This window comes from Pseudomonas sp. KNUC1026, assembly GCF_021650705.1.
GTDB lineage: Bacteria > Pseudomonadota > Gammaproteobacteria > Pseudomonadales > Pseudomonadaceae > Aquipseudomonas.
This window is the reverse complement of record NZ_CP087138.1, coordinates 726388-744668: the sequence shown is the minus strand read 5'-3', so window position 1 is coordinate 744668 and position 18281 is coordinate 726388. Positions and strand designations below refer to the sequence as shown.

The 18281-nt window shown below is 63.5% G+C and carries 15 protein-coding genes and 5 pseudogenes; 14 read left to right on the top strand and 6 right to left on the bottom strand.

Going from position 1 to position 18281, the window contains the following annotated elements:
* The first annotated feature begins 124 nt into the window (after positions 1-124).
* The 5 genes and pseudogenes from LN139_RS03125 to LN139_RS03105 all read left to right on the top strand — a co-directional run bounded on the left by LN139_RS03125 (position 125) and on the right by LN139_RS03105 (position 3645).
* On the top strand, positions 125-415 hold the full coding sequence (locus LN139_RS03125; RefSeq protein ID WP_236358616.1) for a hypothetical protein: 291 nt from the start codon (positions 125-127) through the stop codon (positions 413-415).
* A 152-nt stretch (positions 416-567) separates the two neighbouring features.
* Positions 568-912, top strand: coding sequence for an ArsC family reductase (locus LN139_RS03120; protein ID WP_236358614.1), 345 nt, complete (start codon positions 568-570; stop codon positions 910-912).
* 35 nt (positions 913-947) lie between these two features.
* Positions 948-1982: a 2,3,4,5-tetrahydropyridine-2,6-dicarboxylate N-succinyltransferase gene (gene dapD / locus LN139_RS03115; protein ID WP_236358611.1), complete on the top strand. Its 1035-nt coding sequence runs from the start codon at positions 948-950 to the stop codon at positions 1980-1982.
* Between the two features lie 54 nt (positions 1983-2036).
* Positions 2037-3241, top strand: a pseudogene (locus tag LN139_RS03110) (aminotransferase class V-fold PLP-dependent enzyme).
* Entirely contained in the window at positions 3238-3645 is a 408-nt protein-coding gene (locus tag LN139_RS03105) for a SufE family protein (protein WP_236358609.1), read from the top strand. The pseudogene LN139_RS03110 and the gene LN139_RS03105 overlap by 4 nt, the downstream one beginning before the upstream one ends.
* A gap of 241 nt (positions 3646-3886) precedes the next feature.
* Here the strand turns inward: LN139_RS03105 and LN139_RS03100 are convergent, their stop codons facing one another.
* A complete protein-coding gene (locus LN139_RS03100) occupies positions 3887-4705 on the bottom strand; it encodes a hypothetical protein (RefSeq protein ID WP_236358607.1) in 819 nt (272 codons plus the stop codon).
* Positions 4706-4873: 168 nt separating this feature from the next.
* On the opposite strand from LN139_RS03100, the gene LN139_RS03095 reads away from it, so the two are divergent.
* Entirely contained in the window at positions 4874-5131 is a 258-nt protein-coding gene (locus LN139_RS03095) for a type B 50S ribosomal protein L31 (RefSeq protein ID WP_236358604.1), read from the top strand.
* Here the strand turns inward: LN139_RS03095 and tcdA are convergent.
* On the bottom strand, positions 5108-5935 hold the full coding sequence (gene tcdA / locus LN139_RS03090; protein WP_236358602.1) for a tRNA cyclic N6-threonylcarbamoyladenosine(37) synthase TcdA: 828 nt from the start codon (positions 5933-5935) through the stop codon (positions 5108-5110). The two genes, LN139_RS03095 and tcdA, sit on opposite strands and share 24 nt — an antisense overlap.
* 130 nt (positions 5936-6065) lie before the next feature.
* Between tcdA and LN139_RS03085 the strand changes: the two genes are divergently transcribed.
* The 6 genes and pseudogenes from LN139_RS03085 (at position 6066) to LN139_RS03060 (ending at position 10924) form a co-directional block, all read left to right on the top strand.
* Positions 6066-7226, top strand: coding sequence for a GGDEF domain-containing protein (locus tag LN139_RS03085; protein WP_236358600.1), 1161 nt, complete (start codon positions 6066-6068; stop codon positions 7224-7226).
* Between the two features lie 58 nt (positions 7227-7284).
* Positions 7285-8437: pseudogene (dapE, locus tag LN139_RS03080) on the top strand (succinyl-diaminopimelate desuccinylase).
* Positions 8437-9245, top strand: a pseudogene (locus tag LN139_RS03075) (putative RNA methyltransferase). Before dapE ends, LN139_RS03075 begins: the two co-directional pseudogenes overlap by 1 nt.
* Positions 9246-9264: 19 nt before the next feature.
* A complete protein-coding gene (locus tag LN139_RS03070; RefSeq protein ID WP_236358598.1) occupies positions 9265-9642 on the top strand; it encodes a hypothetical protein in 378 nt (125 codons plus the stop codon).
* Between the two features lie 89 nt (positions 9643-9731).
* Positions 9732-10055 carry a transposase gene (locus tag LN139_RS03065; RefSeq protein ID WP_236355192.1) on the top strand — a complete coding sequence of 108 codons (324 nt, stop codon included), beginning with the start codon at positions 9732-9734 and terminating at the stop codon, positions 10053-10055.
* 5 nt (positions 10056-10060) lie between these two features.
* Positions 10061-10924: an IS3 family transposase gene (locus tag LN139_RS03060; RefSeq protein ID WP_236358596.1), complete on the top strand. Its 864-nt coding sequence runs from the start codon at positions 10061-10063 to the stop codon at positions 10922-10924.
* Between the two features lie 93 nt (positions 10925-11017).
* On the opposite strand, the pseudogene LN139_RS03055 reads toward LN139_RS03060, so the two are convergent.
* Positions 11018-11967 (bottom strand): annotated as a pseudogene (locus tag LN139_RS03055) (NAD(P)H-quinone oxidoreductase).
* A gap of 186 nt (positions 11968-12153) precedes the next feature.
* Between LN139_RS03055 and LN139_RS03050 the strand changes: the two are divergent.
* Both LN139_RS03050 and LN139_RS24670 read left to right on the top strand, forming a co-directional pair.
* On the top strand, positions 12154-14226 hold the full coding sequence (locus LN139_RS03050) for a carboxy terminal-processing peptidase (protein ID WP_236360241.1): 2073 nt from the start codon (positions 12154-12156) through the stop codon (positions 14224-14226).
* A 107-nt stretch (positions 14227-14333) separates the two neighbouring features.
* Positions 14334-16075: pseudogene (locus tag LN139_RS24670) on the top strand (GGDEF domain-containing protein).
* Here the strand turns inward: LN139_RS24670 and LN139_RS03035 are convergent.
* The 3 genes from LN139_RS03035 to LN139_RS03025 all read right to left on the bottom strand — a co-directional run bounded on the left by LN139_RS03035 (position 16057) and on the right by LN139_RS03025 (position 18060).
* The gene (locus tag LN139_RS03035) at positions 16057-16437 is read right to left on the bottom strand and encodes a hypothetical protein (protein WP_236358594.1); all 381 of its coding nucleotides are present in this window, start codon (positions 16435-16437) and stop codon (positions 16057-16059) included. The pseudogene LN139_RS24670 and the gene LN139_RS03035 overlap by 19 nt on opposite strands.
* Before the next feature lie 103 nt (positions 16438-16540).
* On the bottom strand, positions 16541-16987 hold the full coding sequence (locus tag LN139_RS03030; RefSeq protein WP_236358593.1) for a YkvA family protein: 447 nt from the start codon (positions 16985-16987) through the stop codon (positions 16541-16543).
* A 269-nt stretch (positions 16988-17256) separates the two neighbouring features.
* On the bottom strand, positions 17257-18060 hold the full coding sequence (locus LN139_RS03025) for an FKBP-type peptidyl-prolyl cis-trans isomerase (protein WP_236358591.1): 804 nt from the start codon (positions 18058-18060) through the stop codon (positions 17257-17259).
* Between the last annotated feature and the right edge of the window lie 221 nt (positions 18061-18281).

Here is an 18281-nt window from a genome sequence, read left to right as displayed (position 1 = left end):
TCAGGCCAGAGGTGATCGTTCGGCCCTGGCCTGAATAAAAAAGCGGGCGATCGGCCGGCATCGTCTATGGTGAAGTGGCTGAACGTATGAGCTGCCAGATGCCACGAAACCACAAGGCCATGAGATGCCCCACTTGATGGATATGCCAGGTTCATCTCACACCGAACGGCTCAGCGACGATCTGGAAGCCATGGCGATGCCACTGGCGATGAAGACGACGGCAAAGTTTCTGCTTGCTGAAGTTCAAGCAGCGCACAACAGAAGCGAGCTGGAACGTACGATCACCTTCGCCAACGGGTTCACCCTTGGCGTGGACAGGGATCAGGTTGCCGAGGCAACGGTGGCAGGCCTTCAGTCGGTCTACCTGAAGGCTTACGAAACCCGCCGCGATGAGCTGGCACGCGAAGTTTCCTGAGCGGCTCCAAGGCCGCGGGCTTAAGGCCGGGCTAACACATCCGAGCCTGACAACCGTGGCATCGAGCCGCCCGATCCCGCATAATTCGGCCCACTGAATCGACCGGAGACAGCGGGAAGGTACGGTCAAGCCCGGCCAGCCCTCGTTAACCAATGGCTTACACCCTCTACGGCATCAAAGCCTGCGACACCATGAAAAAGGCCCGCACCTGGCTCGACGAGCATCAGGTGGCGTATGCGTTTCATGATTACAAAACCCAGGGCATCGACCGCGAGCACCTGGCGCGCTGGTGCGATGAACACGGCTGGCAAACCGTGCTCAACCGCGCAGGCACCACCTTTCGCAAGCTCGACGAGGCACAGAAGGTTGACCTCGACCAGGCCAGTGCCATCGAACTGATGCTGGCCCAGCCGTCGATGATCAAGCGGCCGGTGCTCGAGCTGAGCGATCGCACCCTGATTGGCTTCAAACCTGACCTGTACGCCGCGGCCCTCTGAGCCCCGGCGCCGTTTACGAATATAGAGGTAACTGCATGTCCGCTAACCTGTTCAGCCTGGCCTTCGGTGTCGGCACCCAGAACCGCCAGGGCACCTGGCTGGAAGTGTTCTACGCCCAACCCCTGCTCAACCCTGCAGCTGCGCTGGCCGATGCCGCCGCCAAGGTATTGGGCTACACCGGTGGCAACCAGGCCATCGCGTTCAACAACACCCAGGCCAGCGAGCTGGCCGACGCCCTCAAGGGCATCGATGCTGCGCAAGCCGCGCTGCTGACGCGCCTGGCCGAAAGCCAGAAGCCGCTGGTGGCGACCTTCCTGAGCGAAGACGCCGCACTCACCTCCACCCCCGAGGCGTACCTGAAGCTGCACCTGCTTTCGCACCGCCTGGTCAAGCCGCACGGCACCAGCCTGGCAGGTATCTTCCCGCTGCTGCCGAACGTGGCCTGGACCAGCCAGGGCGCGGTCGACCTGGCCGAACTGGCCGAGCGCCAGCTCGAAGCGCGCCTGAAGGGCGAGTTGCTGGAGGTGTTCTCGGTCGACAAATTCCCGAAGATGACCGACTACGTGGTTCCGGCCGGCGTGCGCATCGCCGACAGCGCCCGCGTGCGACTGGGCGCCTACATCGGCGAAGGCACCACCATCATGCACGAGGGTTTCGTCAACTTTAACGCCGGCACCGAAGGCCCGGGCATGATCGAGGGCCGCGTTTCGGCGGGCGTGTTCGTCGGCAAGGGTTCGGACCTGGGCGGCGGTTGCTCGACCATGGGCACCCTCTCCGGCGGCGGCAACATCGTCATCAAGGTCGGCGAAGGCTGCCTGATCGGCGCCAATGCCGGCATCGGCATTCCGCTGGGTGACCGCAACACCGTGGAGTCGGGGCTGTATGTCACCGCCGGCACCAAGGTGCGCTTGCTGGACGACGCGGGCGAGCTGGTCAAGGTCATCAAGGCCCGCGAGCTGGCTGGCCAACCGGACCTGCTGTTCCGTCGCAACTCCGAAACCGGCGCCGTGGAATGCAAGACCCACAAGTCGGCCATCGAGCTCAACGACGCGCTGCACGCTCACAACTGATCTGCCCTTCGGCCGGGGCCCCTGCCCCGGCCTTCGATGCGCGAGGCCCTCGCCATGTTTCACACCTCCCCCTGGCGCGCGGACTTCCCCGCCATCGCTGCGCTGCAACGCCAGCAGCAAACCTACCTCGACAGCGCCGCCACCACGCAGAAGCCTCAAGCCCTGCTGGACGCGCTTGCCCATTACTACGGCCACGGCGCGGCCAACGTGCACCGTGCCCAGCACCTGCCCGGCGCTCTGGCGACCCAGGCCTTCGAGGCCAGCCGCGAGAAGGTTGCGCTCTGGTTGGCGATGCCGAGCGCCCGGCAGGTGGTATTCACTCACGGCGCCACCTCGGCGCTGAACCTGCTGGCTTACGGGCTCGAAGGCCAGTGCCAGGCGGGCGACGAGATCGTCGTCAGCGCCCTGGAGCACCACGCCAATCTGCTGCCCTGGCAGCAACTGGCGCAGCGCAAGGGCCTGAAGCTGGTGGTGCTGCCGTTGACCGAAGCCGGCGTCATAGACCTTGAAGCCGCGCGCACGCTGATCGGCCCGGCCACGCGGCTGGTTGCGGTCAGCCAGCTCTCCAACGTGCTCGGTACTCGACAGCCGGTGCGCGAGCTGGCAGAGCTGGCCCGCGAGCAGGGTGCATTGAGCGTGGTCGACGGCGCGCAGGGCGTGGTGCATGGCCGGCCTGAGTTCGGTGCTCTGGGTTGCGACTTCTATGTGTTTTCCAGCCATAAGCTCTATGGCCCTGACGGGGTCGGAGTGATCTGCGGCCGCAGCGAGGCACTGGAGCGGCTGGCGCACTGGCAGTTCGGCGGTGAAATGGTGCAACAGGCGGGCTACCACAGCGCCAGCTTCCGGCCGGCGCCACTGGGTTTCGAAGCCGGTACTCCGCCTATAGCGGGGGTGATCGGCCTGGGAGCGACGCTCGACTATCTGGGCGGCCTGGAAACCGAAGCGGTGTTGGCCCATGAGCAGGCCCTGCACGAGCAATTGCTGCGCGGGCTCAACGACCGGGAAGGCATCCAGGTGCTCGGCGCGCCGCAGCGAGCGTTGGCGAGCTTCGTGGTGCAAGGCGTACATAACGCCGACCTGGCCCATCTGCTTACAGAACAGGGCATCGCGGTGCGTGCCGGCTTGCATTGCGCGATGCCGCTGTTCGGGCAGTTGGGCTGGGCGGCGCGATCCGTGTTTCGCTGGCGCTGTACAACGACTCGGCCGACCTGCATCGCTTCTTCGAGGCGCTCGATGCCAGCCTGGAGCTGCTGAGATGAGCCTGCCTGCCGCAGCGCAGGCTGCGCTGGATGCTTTTGCCGGAATCGCCAGTTGGGAGCAACGCGCACGCCTGTTGATGCAGTGGGGCGATCGCCTGCCCCCGCTGCTCGACGTGGAAAAGACTGAGGCCAATCGTGTGCAGGGGTGTGAAAGCCTGGTGTGGCTGGTGGCGGAGCGTGTCGGCCATGGCTGGGCGTTCCGAGCCAGCAGTGACGCCCGCTTGCTGCGCGGCTTGCTGGCGCTGCTGCTGGTCAGGGTCGAAGGCTTGAGTGCGCAGCAGTTGCAGGGGCTGGACGTCGGGCAGTGGTTCCAGGCGCTGGGGCTGGGGCGGCAACTGTCGCCGTCGCGCAGCAATGGGCTCAATGCGGTTGTGCAGCGGATGCGGGTGTTGGTATCCGGGTGAGGGTGAGCGGCCTCGTCGCCACCATTTGATCTGCACCGTAGCACTGGAATGTCAATCGTCGCCCGGCAAGCCGGCCTCCCACCTGAATCCGGAGCGCAGATCAAATTCGGTGGGAGGGCGGCTCGCCGCGCGACGCCGTGCAACGGGCGCAGATCAAATCGTGGGAGGCCGGCTTGCCGGGCGACATGCAACAGGCGACGTGCAACAGGCGACGTGCAACAGGCGACGTGCAACGGAGCGTTCAGTCGTCATACACCGCGCAGCGTTCGACGTCGTCCAGATACACCCACAACTTGCCCCCGCCAGACCGCCTCAACTCGCCCAGCACCAGCAGGTGGCAACCCGCCAGGGCATCCACATCCTGTTTGCGCGCACGCCGCAACAGGTCGCTCACCATATTCTCTGACACCAGCACGCTGTAGTCCCCATACCCGCCAGCATTCAGCCAGAGCGCCCCCTCGTCATTGGCAACACCGACACTGGCGATCATTCCCCAGTAGCCGAGGTGCCAGCCTTCGAGCCCGGCATGCACCTGATGGGTGGAGACGAAAAACCGCCTGATCGTGTGAATGCCCTGGCCAGGCACGTTGATGACCTGCGAAGAATTGCGGAACGGTTCGCTGTAGATCAGGTTGCGAAGAATCGGCGTCAAACGCCGGCGAGTAAGCGCCGGGGCTCCAGAGCCCAGCCCAGTGTAGCGACCTGCCGAACCCGGTGTGGTGACTGGCGCTTGCCAAGGCAACGGCGTACCGGTGCCCGCACGGCCATAGCAGAGGTCGAGTTCGATGACGTCACCGGGATTGTCGAGAATATCCTGCTCTTCGGGATTGGCATTGCCCTTCACCGCCCCTATCGCGGTGGCCTGGCACAGCAGGCCGTGGGGCCTGGCGCCGAAGCAGGCGCCCTGCCCGCTCGCCGAGGCTTTGCGAAAGTACGCCTCCGCGCCGCAACTGTCGCAAACCAGTGCCCTGCGCTTGCGCTCGAGCTCAGCGGCCGGCAGCAGAGCGAAGTGGCTGGCGAGGTAACGAACGTCATCTTCAGTGCATCTGGCCGTGTCCATGAGCGCTCCAGCGGTAGGCGGGCTCTACACGTTGGCGCTCTGGAGCCTGCGCGACCACACACCGGGAAAATTTCGGAATTTTCCTAGCCCGCTTTGGCCACTGGCGAAGCCCGATGAGAATCTATATCATCAGTTACAACATAACATTACTGATCGAGAGGATTGCTCATGAAACCCGATATCCACCCCGCCTACCGCCCCGTCCTCTTCCACGACGTAGGCGCCGATGCTTTCTGGCTGATCGGCTCCACTGTCGACACCGACAAGACCTTCGCCCACAGCGATGGCCATACGTATCCCTATGTAGCGCTGGACGTCTCCAGCGCCTCGCACCCGGTCTACACCGGCAAGGAACGCAAGGCCAAGAGCGAAGGTCGCGTGGCAGGGTTCAACAAGCGTTTCTCAGGCTTCGTCGGCAAGCCCTGAAGCGCTGCGCCGCTCGCTCGGGCGGCGGCTGCCGGCCACCAGTTTGTCCACTGCACGGGCTGCTGCAGCCATGCCGAAGGTCGCGGTGACCATCATCACTGCGCCGAAGCCGCCGGCGCAGTCCAGGCGCACACCCTCGCCTACGAAGCTCTTGCTCAGGCACACGCCGCCGTCCGGCAACGGGTAGCGCAACTGCTCCGTCGAGAACACACACGGCACGCTGTAGCTGCGCGAGGTGTTGCGGGAAAACCCATAGTCGCGGCGCAGCAGCGAACGCACCCGCGAAGCCAGCGGGTCGTGCGTGGTGCGGTTGAGGTCAGCGATCTCCACCCGCGTCGGGTCGATCTGCCCGCCGGCGCCGCCGGTGGTGACGATGCCGATCTTGCGCCGCTTGCACCAGGCGATGAGTGCCGCCTTGGCTGCCACGCTGTCGATGCAGTCGACCACGAAATCCAGTTGCTCGGTGATGTACTCACCCAAGGTCTCGGCCGTGACGAAATCCTGCACCGCGTGCACCGTGCAGGCCGGGTTTATCGCCCGCAGGCGCTGTGCCGTCACTTCCACCTTGGGCTGCCCGGTGTGCCCTTCCAGCGCATGGGCCTGGCGGTTGGTATTACTCGCACACACGTCGTCGAGGTCGAACAGCGAAATCTCGCCCACACCACTGCGCGCCAGCGCCTCGGCGGCCCATGAGCCGACGCCACCGATGCCAATCACCGCCACATGAGCAGCGCGCAGGCGCTCGAGGCCCGCCTGGCCATACAGGCGGGCAATGCCGCCAAAGCGGGGGTCGTCAGTGCTCATCGGGTTACCTCCAGTCAGATCGGCGCGCATTATAGCCTCGTGTGCCATCACCGTAGGCAAGCCGATGCAGTAGAATGCGCGCCTTCATTTCCCCGCGTGCCGCCCGGCCATGCTGCTCAACGACCCCCTGATGCTGCTTTATCTCATCACCCCGTTCGGGCTGATGACCACCCTGGTGCTGTGCCTGTCCTACGTCGGCCACGGCCGCCATAGCCCGGCCGTGCATGCGTGGATAGTCGGCGACCTGGTGCTGGCCGCCTACCGCGTGGTGCCGATGCTGCAGCCTGGCCTGGTGCCGGAGCATCTGCCATGGCTGGGCCTGTTCACGCCGGGGCAGTGCTTTACGGCCAACATTGCCTTGCTGCTGATCGCGATCGGTTCCCATACCCTGGCGCTGCATTACATGGGTGACTCTACCGCAGGCAACCAGCGAATCCTCGTGACGGTACTGGGCCCCGCCCTGGCCTTCGCCCTGGGCGCGCATGCGCTGCTGCCCAGCGGTTGGGTATTGCCGTGGTTCACCGGCTGGCTTGCCCTTGCCATCGCCTGGCAACTGCGCGTGACCTGGCCACTGCGCCAGCGTTACCGCGGCGCCTGGGGGCTGATCGTGGGGCACGTTGCACTGATACTGTTCCATGCCGGCAACACCCTGGCCATGCTGGTCGAAACACCGCCCGCACTGGTGCTCGACATCCCGGACCTGCCCTCCCTCGCGGCGCTGGCCATGGACTTCATGGTCTCGTTCCTGTTCACCTTGAGCTTCGCACTGATGCTGCAGGAACAGCTGCGCCATCAGATCCAGCACCTGAGCGTCACCGACAGCCTCACCGGCGCACTCAATCGCCGTGGCGCCAGCACCCTGCTGCGCCAGGAGTGGGCTCAGGCGCTGCTGCGGCGCTACCCGGCGGCGATGGTGATGATCGACCTGGACCACTTCGAACTCATCAACGACCAGCACGGCCATGCCGTGGGCGACGCCGCGCTGCAGCTGTTCGCCCGCACCGTGCACGCGCTCAAACGCGAGAGCGACGTGTTCGTGCGCTGGGGCGGCGAGGAGTTTCTGCTGGTGTTTCCGCATACCGAGGCCGAACAGGCGCAAGGCTTTCTGGATCGCTTGAAAACAGCCCTTGCGGCAGATCAGCAGTTGCCTTTCACCCTGAGCTTCAGCGCAGGCCTTGCCGACACACGCAGCCTGGCAGCGCGGCAGGATTTCGAGACCTTGCTGGGGCATGTGGACCAGGCTCTGTATCGCGCCAAGCAGGTACGCGGGCGGGTCGAGGTGGTCGCCTGATACCGCGCTTTTGCTATAACATAGCGCCCTTTGCCCGCTACCTCGCCCGGAGTTTCCCATGACGGCCGCCGCCGACCTTTCGCCCACCCTGCAACTGGCTTGCGACCTGATCAGCCGCCCTTCGGTCACGCCGCTCGACGCGGATTGCCAGGCCATGATGATGCAGCGCCTGGGCGCGGTGGGCTTCAAGCTCGAGCCGATGCGCTTCGAAGACGTCGACAACTTCTGGGCCACCCACGGCAATGGCGATGGCCCGGTGCTGTGCTTCGCTGGCCATACCGACGTGGTGCCCACCGGGCCGGTACAGGCCTGGCAGCATGAGCCGTTCGCGGCGAAGGTGGATGAAAACGGCATGCTCTGCGGCCGAGGCGCAGCCGACATGAAAGGCAGCCTGGCAGCGATGGTAGTGGCCAGCGAGCGCTTCGTGCGCGACTACCCCGATCACAAGGGCACCCTGGCGTACCTGATCACCAGCGATGAAGAAGGCCCTGCGGTGCACGGCACCCAGGCGGTGGTGGAGGTGCTGCGCGCCCGGGGCGAGCGGCTGGACTGGTGCATCGTCGGCGAGCCGTCGAGCACCGCGCTGGTAGGCGACGTGGTCAAGAACGGCCGCCGCGGCTCGCTCGGCGCCACCTTGACGGTGAAAGGCGTGCAAGGCCATGTGGCCTATCCGCACCTGGCGCGCAACCCGATTCACCTGGCTGCACCGGCGCTGGCCGAGCTTGCTGCCGAGCATTGGGACGATGGCAATGCCTTCTTCCCGCCCACCAGTTTCCAGATCTCCAGATGTCGATTCGGGCACCGGCGCCACCAACGTGGTGCCAGGCACGCTGACCGCGCTGTTCAACTTCCGCTTCTCCACCGAGTCCACGGTGGAAGGGCTGCAGCAGCGGGTCGCGGCGATTCTCGACAAGCACCAGCTGGAGTGGCACATCGACTGGTCGCTCTCGGGCCTGCCGTTTCTCACCGAGCCGGGTGAGCTGCTCGACGCGGTGCGCGCCAGCATTCAGGCCGTCACTGGGCGTGACACTCAGCCGTCCACCAGCGGCGGCACTTCCGATGGGCGCTTCATCGCCACCCTCGGCACACAAGTGGTGGAGCTGGGCCCGGTCAACGCGACCATTCACCAGGTGGATGAACGCGTGCTCGCCAGCGACCTCGACGTGCTCACCGACATCTATTACCAGACCCTCGTGCGGTTGCTCGCCTGATGCTCACCTGCCCCCTGTGCTCGGCCCCGCTGGCCAATGCCGAGAACGGCGTGGCGTGCCCGGCCGGGCATCGCTTCGACCGCGCCCGCCAGGGTTACCTGAACCTGCTGCCGGTGCAGCACAAGAACAGCCGCGCCCCCGGTGACAACCAGGCCATGGTGGACGCACGCCGCACCTTCCTCGAAGAAGGCCATTACGCGCCGGTTGCCCGCCGCCTGGCGGAGCTCGCCGCTGGCTACGCGCCCAGGCGCTGGGTCGACATCGGCTGCGGCGAAGGCTACTACAGCGCGCAGCTCGCCGAGGCCCTGCCGGGCAGCGACGGCTATGCACTGGACATCTCTCGCGAAGCGGTAAAGCGCGGCTGCAAGCGCGCACCGGGCGTGACCTGGCTGGTGGCGAGCATGGCGCGCATTCCACTGCCCAGCGCCAGTTGCCAGCTGCTCACCAGTGTATTCAGCCCGCTGGACTGGGCCGAAGCTCAGCGCCTGCTGGCACCGGGTGGCGGCCTGTTGCGGGTAGGCCCCACCCGTGACCATCTGATGGAACTGCGCCAGCGGCTGTACGACGAAGTGCGCGAATACGTCGACGACAAGCACCTGGCGCAAGTGCCTGCCGGCATGGCCCACGCCCACAGCGAAACCCTGACCTACACCCTCAAGCTGATCGCCCCGACTCGCGCGCTGCACTGATGGCCATGACGCCACACGGCTGGCGCGCCAGTGCCGAACGCCGCGCTGCGGTGATCGAGCGGCCGGGGCCGTTCAGCGTTACCGTGTCGATGCGTTACGATTACTTCGTTGCCCACTGACCCTTACCGAGCTCACGCCATGCGCCAACCCGACATCGAAATCTACCTCAAGGACAGCGACGTCGATCACCAGGCCATCACCGCCTGGCTCGGCAGCGCACTGGGCAGTTGCAGCGGCTGGGTGCAACAGGGCCAGGCCTGGAAATGCACCGCAGGCGACGTGCCGGTTACCTGGGTGCCCAAGGCCGTCGGCAAATGGAACAGCCTGTTCCTGGAAAGCGACAGCACCCCCTGGGCCGATGACATCGCCTGTGCTCGGGCAGCTTATGCAGCGCTCGATGTAGAAGTGCGCTGCGCCCCGGGAACCTGGGTCGAAGAAGAAGCCGACGAAGAGGCGGACCGCTGGATACGCATAAGCGCCGACGGCGAGCAGGAAATCACCTGGAGAACCTCATAGGAGCTGGAAGCTGCAAGCTGCAAGCTGCAAGCAAGAGCAAGTGGTGTGTCACCAATTTGCTGGACACCCTTTCAAACGGAGGGGTGTCCATGCAATGCCAACATCGTCGTCGCTTCAGCGACGCTTTCAAAGCTCAAGCGGTCAAGCGCTCAATCGAGTCTGCCGGTACGCTCACTGAAACCGCCAAAGAGCTGGGTATCCATCTCGCGGTACTCAGCCGTTGGCGTACTGAGTATTCTCGTACCGGCAGAATAGGGGCACACACCATGGCAGAAAAACCGGAACCGCCTGCTCGCAGCAATGCGGATCTTGAGCGCGAGAACAAGCGGCTGAAGCGTGAAATCGAGCGACTGAAGATGGAGACTGCCATCTTAAAAAAGGCCGAAGAGTACTTTGCAAAGCGCCAGCAGTAATTTATGTGGCCATTCGCGACCAAATGAACGAATGGCCCGTTGCGGTGTGCTGTCGGGTACTCAACGTCGCGCGCAGTGGTTACTACGCTTGGCTGGCCAGCTCTCAGGGGCCCGGCTCCCTGCGCAAGCAGGAGAATATGGCTTTGAGTGAGCGGATCGAGCAGTTGCATGACCAGTCCATGCAGATATTGGGCAGCCGTAAGATCCACCACCAATTGACTCAGGAAGGTGTCAAAGTCGGCCGCAATCGGGTTCATCGCCTGATGCGAAAAATGGACCGCCGCGCCTGTTACGTGCCTCGCAAACGTCGATATGCGCGCGTACTCGACCCTGCGCGTCCCAACTTGCTTGAGCGACAGTTCGACAACCCGCCGGCCAAGCAAACATGGGTCTCGGACATCACGCAACTGCGCCTGGAAAATGGATGCTGGTTTTATCTGGCGACCGTGCTGTCATTGCCCAATCGTCGTCTGATCGGCCATTCGATGAGTTTGCAGCCCCGGGAAGGGCTGGTGATCAAGGCCCTCGAGATGGCCAGAAGAGCAGAAGGACTAACGCACCAGGGGTTGTTTCATAGTGATCAGGGCGTCCAATATCGTGGCGAGCGGGTACGCCACTGGCTCCTGCAACATGGCTTTGCCCAAAGCATGTCTCGGAAAGGTAACTGCTGGGATAATGCCTGCGCCGAGAGCTGGTTCAGTCTTTTGAAGCGCGAGTGGCTCAAGCGCTGGGGCGCCCAACCTCATGCGCGGACAAAACGGCTGATCCAGGAATATATCGAGTACTACAATTTCGAACGACCGCACGGCTCACTGGGATACAAAACCCCCTATGAAACCGTGCTGCCGCTCAAGTCAGGTGTCCAGTGAAGCGGTGACACACCAAAGAGCAAGATCTGCGTAACACCCCAAATCTCGCTTTTACTTGCAGCTAGTAGCTCGTAGCTCGCAGCTCGCAGCTCCCTAACCTACGGTTAGAACGATTTTCCCGCTGATCTGGTTTTCGCCGAGCTCATCGAATGCAGCCTGCGCGTCGCGCACGTCGAATACGCGGTCCAGGCGTGGGTCGAGCCGGCCTTCTTCGAACAGCGGCCATACGTTCATCGCAAGGTCGGCCAGCAATTCTGCCTTGAATGCATCGTCACGCGAGCGCAGGGTCGAGCCGATCAGGTGCACGCGCTTGGCCAGCACCTTGGCCAGATCGAGCTGCGCATCCTTGCCGCTCATCAAACCGATCAGCACCCAACGGCCGTCCTGCGCGATGGCTTTGAGGTTGAGTTCGCTGTACTTGGCGCCGACCGGGTCGAGAATCACATCGAACGGGCCGAAATCGACCAGCGCTTCGAGGTTCTCATGACGGACCACACCGCCCTGGGCACCGAGCTTTTCGCAATAGGCCAGGCGCTCTGCGGAGCCGACGCTGACCCACACCGGGTTGCCGAAGGCATTGCACAGCTGGATCGCCGCGGTGCCCACACCGCTGGCGCCGGCGTGCAGCAACACTTCTCCCCAGGCTTGAGGCCGCCCAACTGGAACAGGTTCAACCAGGCAGTGGCGTACACCTCCATGATGCCCGCAGCCTGCTCCAGGCTCAGCCCGGCTGGCACCGGCAGCACGTGGCGGGCATCGACCACCACCTGTTCGGCCATGCCGCCCCCGGCAAGCAAGGCGCACACCTTGTCGCCCACCTGCCAAGCGCTGCCCGGGCCAACCTCTTCAATTACCCCGGCGCATTCAAGGCCCAGAATATCGGAGGCGCCCGGCGGCGGCGGGTACATCCCGGCACGCTGCAACAGGTCTGCCCGGTTCAGCCCGGCGGCCGCCACTCGGATACGTACCTGCCCTACGTCACAGGCGGGATCAGGGCGCTCGGCCCACTCGACTTGCCCTTCAACGCCTTGCAATGCCTTCACGCTACCTCCATAGTTGTTTCAGGACTGAGCCCCGCGCCTTGGCGCGGGGCTTTCGCATTATGCGACCGGATTGCGGGCCCGCCAGATGAAAACTGCTTTATCACGGCGCCAGCATGGAACTCGGTCATCTCGAAGACGGCCCAATATGCGTTATCAATTGCCCCCACGTCGAATCAGCATGAAGCAATTTCTCCCCGCACCGCCTTGGCATTGGCACTGGGCCTCGCCCTTCTGCCAGCAGCAACACCTTCATTTGCAGCGAACAAATGGGATGGCCTGCAGCCTGACCGCGACGAGGTGATTGCCAGCCTCAACGTTGTAGAGCTGTTGAAACGCCACCACTACAGCAAGCCGCCACTCGATGACGCGCGCTCTGTGATCATCTATGACAGCTATCTCAAGCTGCTTGATCCCTCGCGCAGTTACTTCCTGGCCAGCGACATCAGCGAATTCGACAAGTGGAAGACGCAGTTCGACGACTTCCTCAAGGGTGGCAACCTCGACCCGGGCTTCACGATTTACAAGCGCTACCTGGACCGGGTGAAAGACCGCCTGGACTTCACCCTCGGCCTGCTCGGCCAGGGCGTCGACAAGCTCGACTTCACCACTCACCAGAGCCTGATGGTCGAGCGCAAGGATGCCCCCTGGATCACCAGCAAGGCTGACCTCGACGAGCTCTGGCGCAAGCGCCTGATGGACGAGGTGCTGCGCATGAAGATCGCTGGCAAGGACAACAAGCAGATCCAGGACACCCTCACCAAGCGCTACAAGAACCAACTGGCGCGCCTGGACCAGACCCGCGCCGAAGACATCTTCTCGGCGTACATCAACACCTTTGCGCAATCCTATGATCCGCACACCAACTACCTCTCGCCCGACAGCGCGGAAAACTTCGACATCAACATGAGCCTGTCGCTCGAAGGCATCGGTGCGGTGCTGCAAAGCGACAACGATCAGGTCAAGATCGTGCGCCTGGTGCCGGCAGGCCCTGCGGAGAAAACCAAGCAGGTCGCGCCGTCCGACAAGATCATCGGCGTTGCCCAGGGCGACAAGGAAATGGTCGACGTGGTCGGCTGGCGCCTGGACGAAGTCGTCAAGCTGATTCGCGGGCCCAAAGGCTCGGTGGTGCGCCTGGAAGTGATTCCGCACACCAACGCACCGAACGACCAGACCAGCAAGATCGTTTCGATCACCCGCGAGGCGGTCAAGCTCGAAGAGCAGGCCGCGAAGAAATCGATCCTGCACCTGAACCAGGACGGCCGCGACTACAAGCTGGGCGTGATCGAAATTCCGGCCTTCTACCTCGACTTCAAGGCCTTCCGCGCCGGCGACCCGAACTACAAGAGCACCACGCGCGACGTGAAGAAACTGCTGGGCGAGTTGCAGCAGGAGAAGGTCGACGGCGTGGTGATCGACTTGCGCAACAACGGCGGTGGCTCGCTGCAGGAAGCGACCGAGCTGACCAGCCTGTTCATCGACAAGGGCCCGACGGTGCTTGTGCGCAACAGTGATGGCCGCGTCGACGTGCTGGAAGATGAAAACCCCGGCGCTTTCTACAAAGGGCCGATGGCATTGCTGGTCAACCGCCTCTCGGCGTCGGCCTCGGAGATCTTCGCCGGCGCCATGCAGGACTACCACCGTGCGCTGATCATCGGTGGCCAGACCTTCGGCAAGGGCACCGTGCAGACCATCCAGCCGCTCAACCACGGTGAACTCAAGCTGACCCTGGCCAAGTTCTACCGGGTTTCCGGCCAGAGCACCCAGCATCAGGGCGTGCTGCCGGACATCGCCTACCCATCGATCATCGACACCAAGGAGATCGGCGAAAGCGCGCTGCCCGAGGCTATGCCGTGGGACACCATCCGCCCGGCCATCAAGCCTGAGGTTGACCCGTTCAAGCCGTTCATCGCTCAGCTCAAGCAACTGCACGACCAGCGCATCGCCAAGAGCGCGGAGTTCACCTACATCCGCGATCGCCTGGCGCTGACGCAGAAGCTCAACGAGGAGAAGACGGTAAGCCTGAACGAAGCTGACCGCCGCGCTCAACACACCAGCATCGAGCAGCAGCAACTGGCGCTGGAGAACGCAAGGCGCAAGGCCAAGGGCGAGGAGCCGCTCAAGGAGCTCAAGAAGGAAGAAGAAGACCCGCTGGGCACCGCACCGGACGACAGCAAGCCTGAAGACGATGCGTACCTGAGTGAAACCGGTCACATTCTGCTGGATTACCTGCACCTGAACTCGCAGGTTGCGAAACATTGAGCCCAGTGGTGGCACTTTAGTAATAAAGCTGTCATCAGTCTGTCGTGAAATAGGGCCGGCCGCGCAAGCGTCCGGCCCTTCTTATTGTGTTGTCGGGGTACCCGCGCATGACCATCACTGAACAGCTGAGCGCCCTCACCTCCATCATTTCGGGCGGCGGGGTGCATAGTCTGTTCCAGCCGATCGTGAGCCTGTCGGAACGACGGATTCTCGGCTATGAGGCCCTCTCGCGCGGCCCGTCCAACAGCCCGCTGCACTCGCCGCTCAACCTGTTTTCGGTGGCCCGCCAGACTGGCCGCCTGAGCGAGCTTGAAGTCGCCTGCCGCGAAAGCGCCTGCCGGCGTTTCAGCGATCAGAAGCTGGCCGGCAAGCTGTTTCTCAACGTCTCCCCGAATCGCTGCTGGAGCCGATTCATCCGTCAGGCCTGACACTGCAATTGCTTCAGCGCTTCGGCCTGACGCCTCGGCAGGTGGTGATCGAGCTCACCGAGCAAACCCCCACCGACGACTTCCAACTGCTGTCGACCGCCCTGCACCACTACCGCTCGATGGGCTTCACCATCGCCCTGGACGACCTGGGTGCCGGCTATTCGAGCTTGCGGCTATGGTCGGAGCTGCGCCCGGACTACGTGAAGATCGACCGCCACTTCATCGATAACATCCATCAGGATGCGGTCAAGCGCGAGTTCGTAGGCTCCATTCTGCAGATCGCCCGTACCTCCCGCGCCCAAGTGATCGCCGAAGGGATCGAACTGGTCGAAGAGCTGGCCGTGCTCACTGAAATGGGCGTGGACCTGGTGCAAGGCTATCTGCTCGCCAGGCCTCAGGAGCACCCTCCGCGGGAGGCCCCGGCACTGATGCCCAAGCTTGAAAGCCAGCCTGCACTGCAGGATGAAGGCAACGACCTTACAGACCTGCTGATAGACCAGCCCGCCGTGCTCAGCGACACCCCCACCGCGCAGGTGCTCGAGCGGTTTCGTCACCAGGCCAGCCTCAACTCGCTGGCGGTCGTGGACGCCCGGGGGCAGCCTTGTGGCATCGTGCACCGGCATTCGCTGTCCGATGCCTTGCTCAAGCCGTTCGGAACAGAACTGTTCGCGCGCAAACCCATCAGCCGGTTGATGAGCAATGACGTGCTGGCGGTGGACATCAGCCAGACGCTGCAACAGGTGAGCCGGCTGCTGACCAGCCGTGCCCGCCAACGCATCGAGGAAGATTTCATCATCACCGAGAATGGCAACTACCGCGGCCTTGGCCGGGTGATCGACGTGCTCAAGCTGATTACCGAACTCAAGATCCAGCAAGCCCGTTACGCCAACCCGCTGACCCTGCTTCCGGGCAACGTGCCTATCCAGCAGTGCCTGGGGCGGCTTTTGCAACAAGGGCGGGAGGCTGCGGTGTGCTACGTCGACGTGGACAGCTTCAAGCCGTTCAACGACCTGTACGGTTATGGGCGCGGCGACGAAATATTGCTGTGCCTGGCGCAATGCCTGCGTGACCGCATCGACCCGGCGCGTGATTTCGTGGGCCACATTGGTGGCGATGACTTCATGCTGGTACTCGGCTCGGCCGACTGGCGCCAGCGCCTCGACAAACTGCTGCAAGACTTCCAGAACCAGTGCAACCGCTTTTACAGGCCGGAGCATCAGCAGGCCGGGTGCTTCATCGCCCACAACCGCCAGGGCCAACGCCAGACGTTCCCTTTGCTGTCGCTGTCAGTGGGCGTGGTGCACCTGCGCCCGCAAGCGTGTGCCGCGCTGGACGCCAGCCGCCTGGCGGAGCTGGCCTCGGAAGCCAAGCATCACGCCAAGGACACCAGCGGTTCGTGCATCTACGTGTTGGAGGCCTGAAGCTGTTCCGGATAGGTGTATTCGAAGACGCGAACCACTTCAGAAGCATGCCAGGAGGCGGCAGCCACCCCATCGGCAGGCCCGTCGAACCGCCCCAGCCGCGAGACGCATTCGAAAAAGCCGGTGCGCGGCAGGCGGCTGGCGCCTTGGCTGATCACCAGTGAACTGCGCAGGGGTTGCTCGGCGCGGGCGTCGAGCGTGGCAAGGTATTCAAGGGCTGCGGTGAGTGTCTGCATCGCCGGGCTCGGCAGTTGCAGGCGTTCGAGCAGGGCCCTGTAGGTAAGCAAATGCCGCTGCCGCTGCGCGACATCCAGTTCGCTGAGCAGGTTGTTCCATTTCTGGCGGCTGATCCGCACGCTCATGAGCACCTCTCCCTGTCGACCGGCCTGGCCCGCCGACGTCGATCCACTTTGCGTTGCGGCAGTCTAGGCGCAGCCGGTAGCGGCACAGGGCCAGCCTTTTGGGTCAACGCCCCAGGTACTCGCCTTCCAGAACCTTGGTGCCTTCCGGCACGCGCTCGGCATCGCGCAGGCGCTCGGGTGACTGTTGCTCGCGCCAGGCGCGGAAGGCGTCCAGTTCACCCGACAGCACCTTCATCACCCACCCCAGCACCACGATGTCATCGAGCATGCCGACGCCAAGCAACCAATCCGGGATGGCATCGATGGGGCTGACGAAATACAAGAGCCCCGCCACCACCGACAACATCGCTTTGCCGCTGATGGCGCGATACTCGCCCCGCCACCAGGCGGCGCACAGGGCGCTGAGCAGCATGACGTCATCGCGCAGCTTTCCTGTACCGCGGCCGCGCAGCTTGTGCGTTACCGACAGCAGCAACGCTGGCAGCCGCCCCCGGCTGAGCAGGCGCTCGGCCAATGGGAGAAAGCGTGAGAACGTGAAAGGTGCCTTCATGAAACCTCCGTGAATGACCCTGAAAGGGTTATCCACAATTTTTGTGGATAACCATGTGAACAGTGACGGCTTTTCAGCCCAAAGCGCCCGTAGCCCAAGGGGCGACCTCAGATCGGGCGTTTTTCAATCAGCGCTCTTAGGCAAACCTTTCGACAACAGTTCACCGACTTGATGCAACCGGCGAGGGCCCAGCATGGGACAGGCCGGCAGCAGTGCCGACCCGAAACGACAACGCCCCGTCTGAACGGGGCGCTGTGGATGCGGCAGTATTACTTCTTGGCAGGCTTGGCCGCTGGTTTCTCAGCAGGCTGTTGCTCTTGCTCATCGGCAGCCGCTGCGCCGTCTTCGTCTTCGTCGGCAGCAGCTGCGCCAGCCTGGGCCGGGTCCTTGATACCCAGCAGTTCCAGGTCGAACACCAGCACCGAGTTGGCAGGGATGGCAGGGCTCGGGCTCTGGGCACCGTAGGCCAGGTCGCTCGGGATGAACAGCTTGATCTTCTCGCCGACGTGCATCAGTTGCAGGCCTTCGACCCAACCCGGGATCACGCCGCTGACAGGCAGGTCGATCGGGCTGCCACGGTCGACGGAGCTGTCGAAGGTGGTGCCATCGGTGAGCTTGCCGGTGTAGTGCACGGTGACCACGTCGGTAGGCTTGGGCTGCGGGCCGTCGCCTTGCTTGATGACCTGATACTGCAGGCCAGAAGCGGTGGTGGTCACGCCGTCTTTCTTGCCGTTTTCCTCGAGGAATTTCTTGCCGTCAGCGAGGGCTTGCTCGCTCTTCTTGGCCATGCGCTCCTCGGCGCGCTTTTGCAGGTCGGCGAAGGCTTGCACCAGTTCGTCGTCCTTGAGTTTCTGTTCCTTCTTGCCGACGGCATCCTCGATACCCAGCGCCACGGCCTTGGAGTCGAGGTCGTCCATGCCTTCCTGGGCCAGGCTCTTGCCCATGTTCAGGCCGATACCGTAGGAGGCTTTCTGGGCGGGGGTCTTCAGCTCGACACTGCTGGTTTGCTTGTCGCAACCTGCGAGTACCAAACCTACCAGGGCGATAGCCGCGGCCAATCGATGCTGTTTCATGCAGTTTCCTTCAATGTTGCGCCATGGGAGCAGTCGGAACGAGGCGCCGAGCTTAGCAGGCACGCCCAACCGATGGCTACGGCATCAGAGCAGGAATGCGCTGATAAGTTCAAGTAACTCAATGGGTTCGCGCACTTTCTGTTCAAAATCCATTCAGAAATGTGAAAAACCTGTCAAAACCTTGAAGCTTGGCGCAACTCGCATACAGCCGCTACCACCGC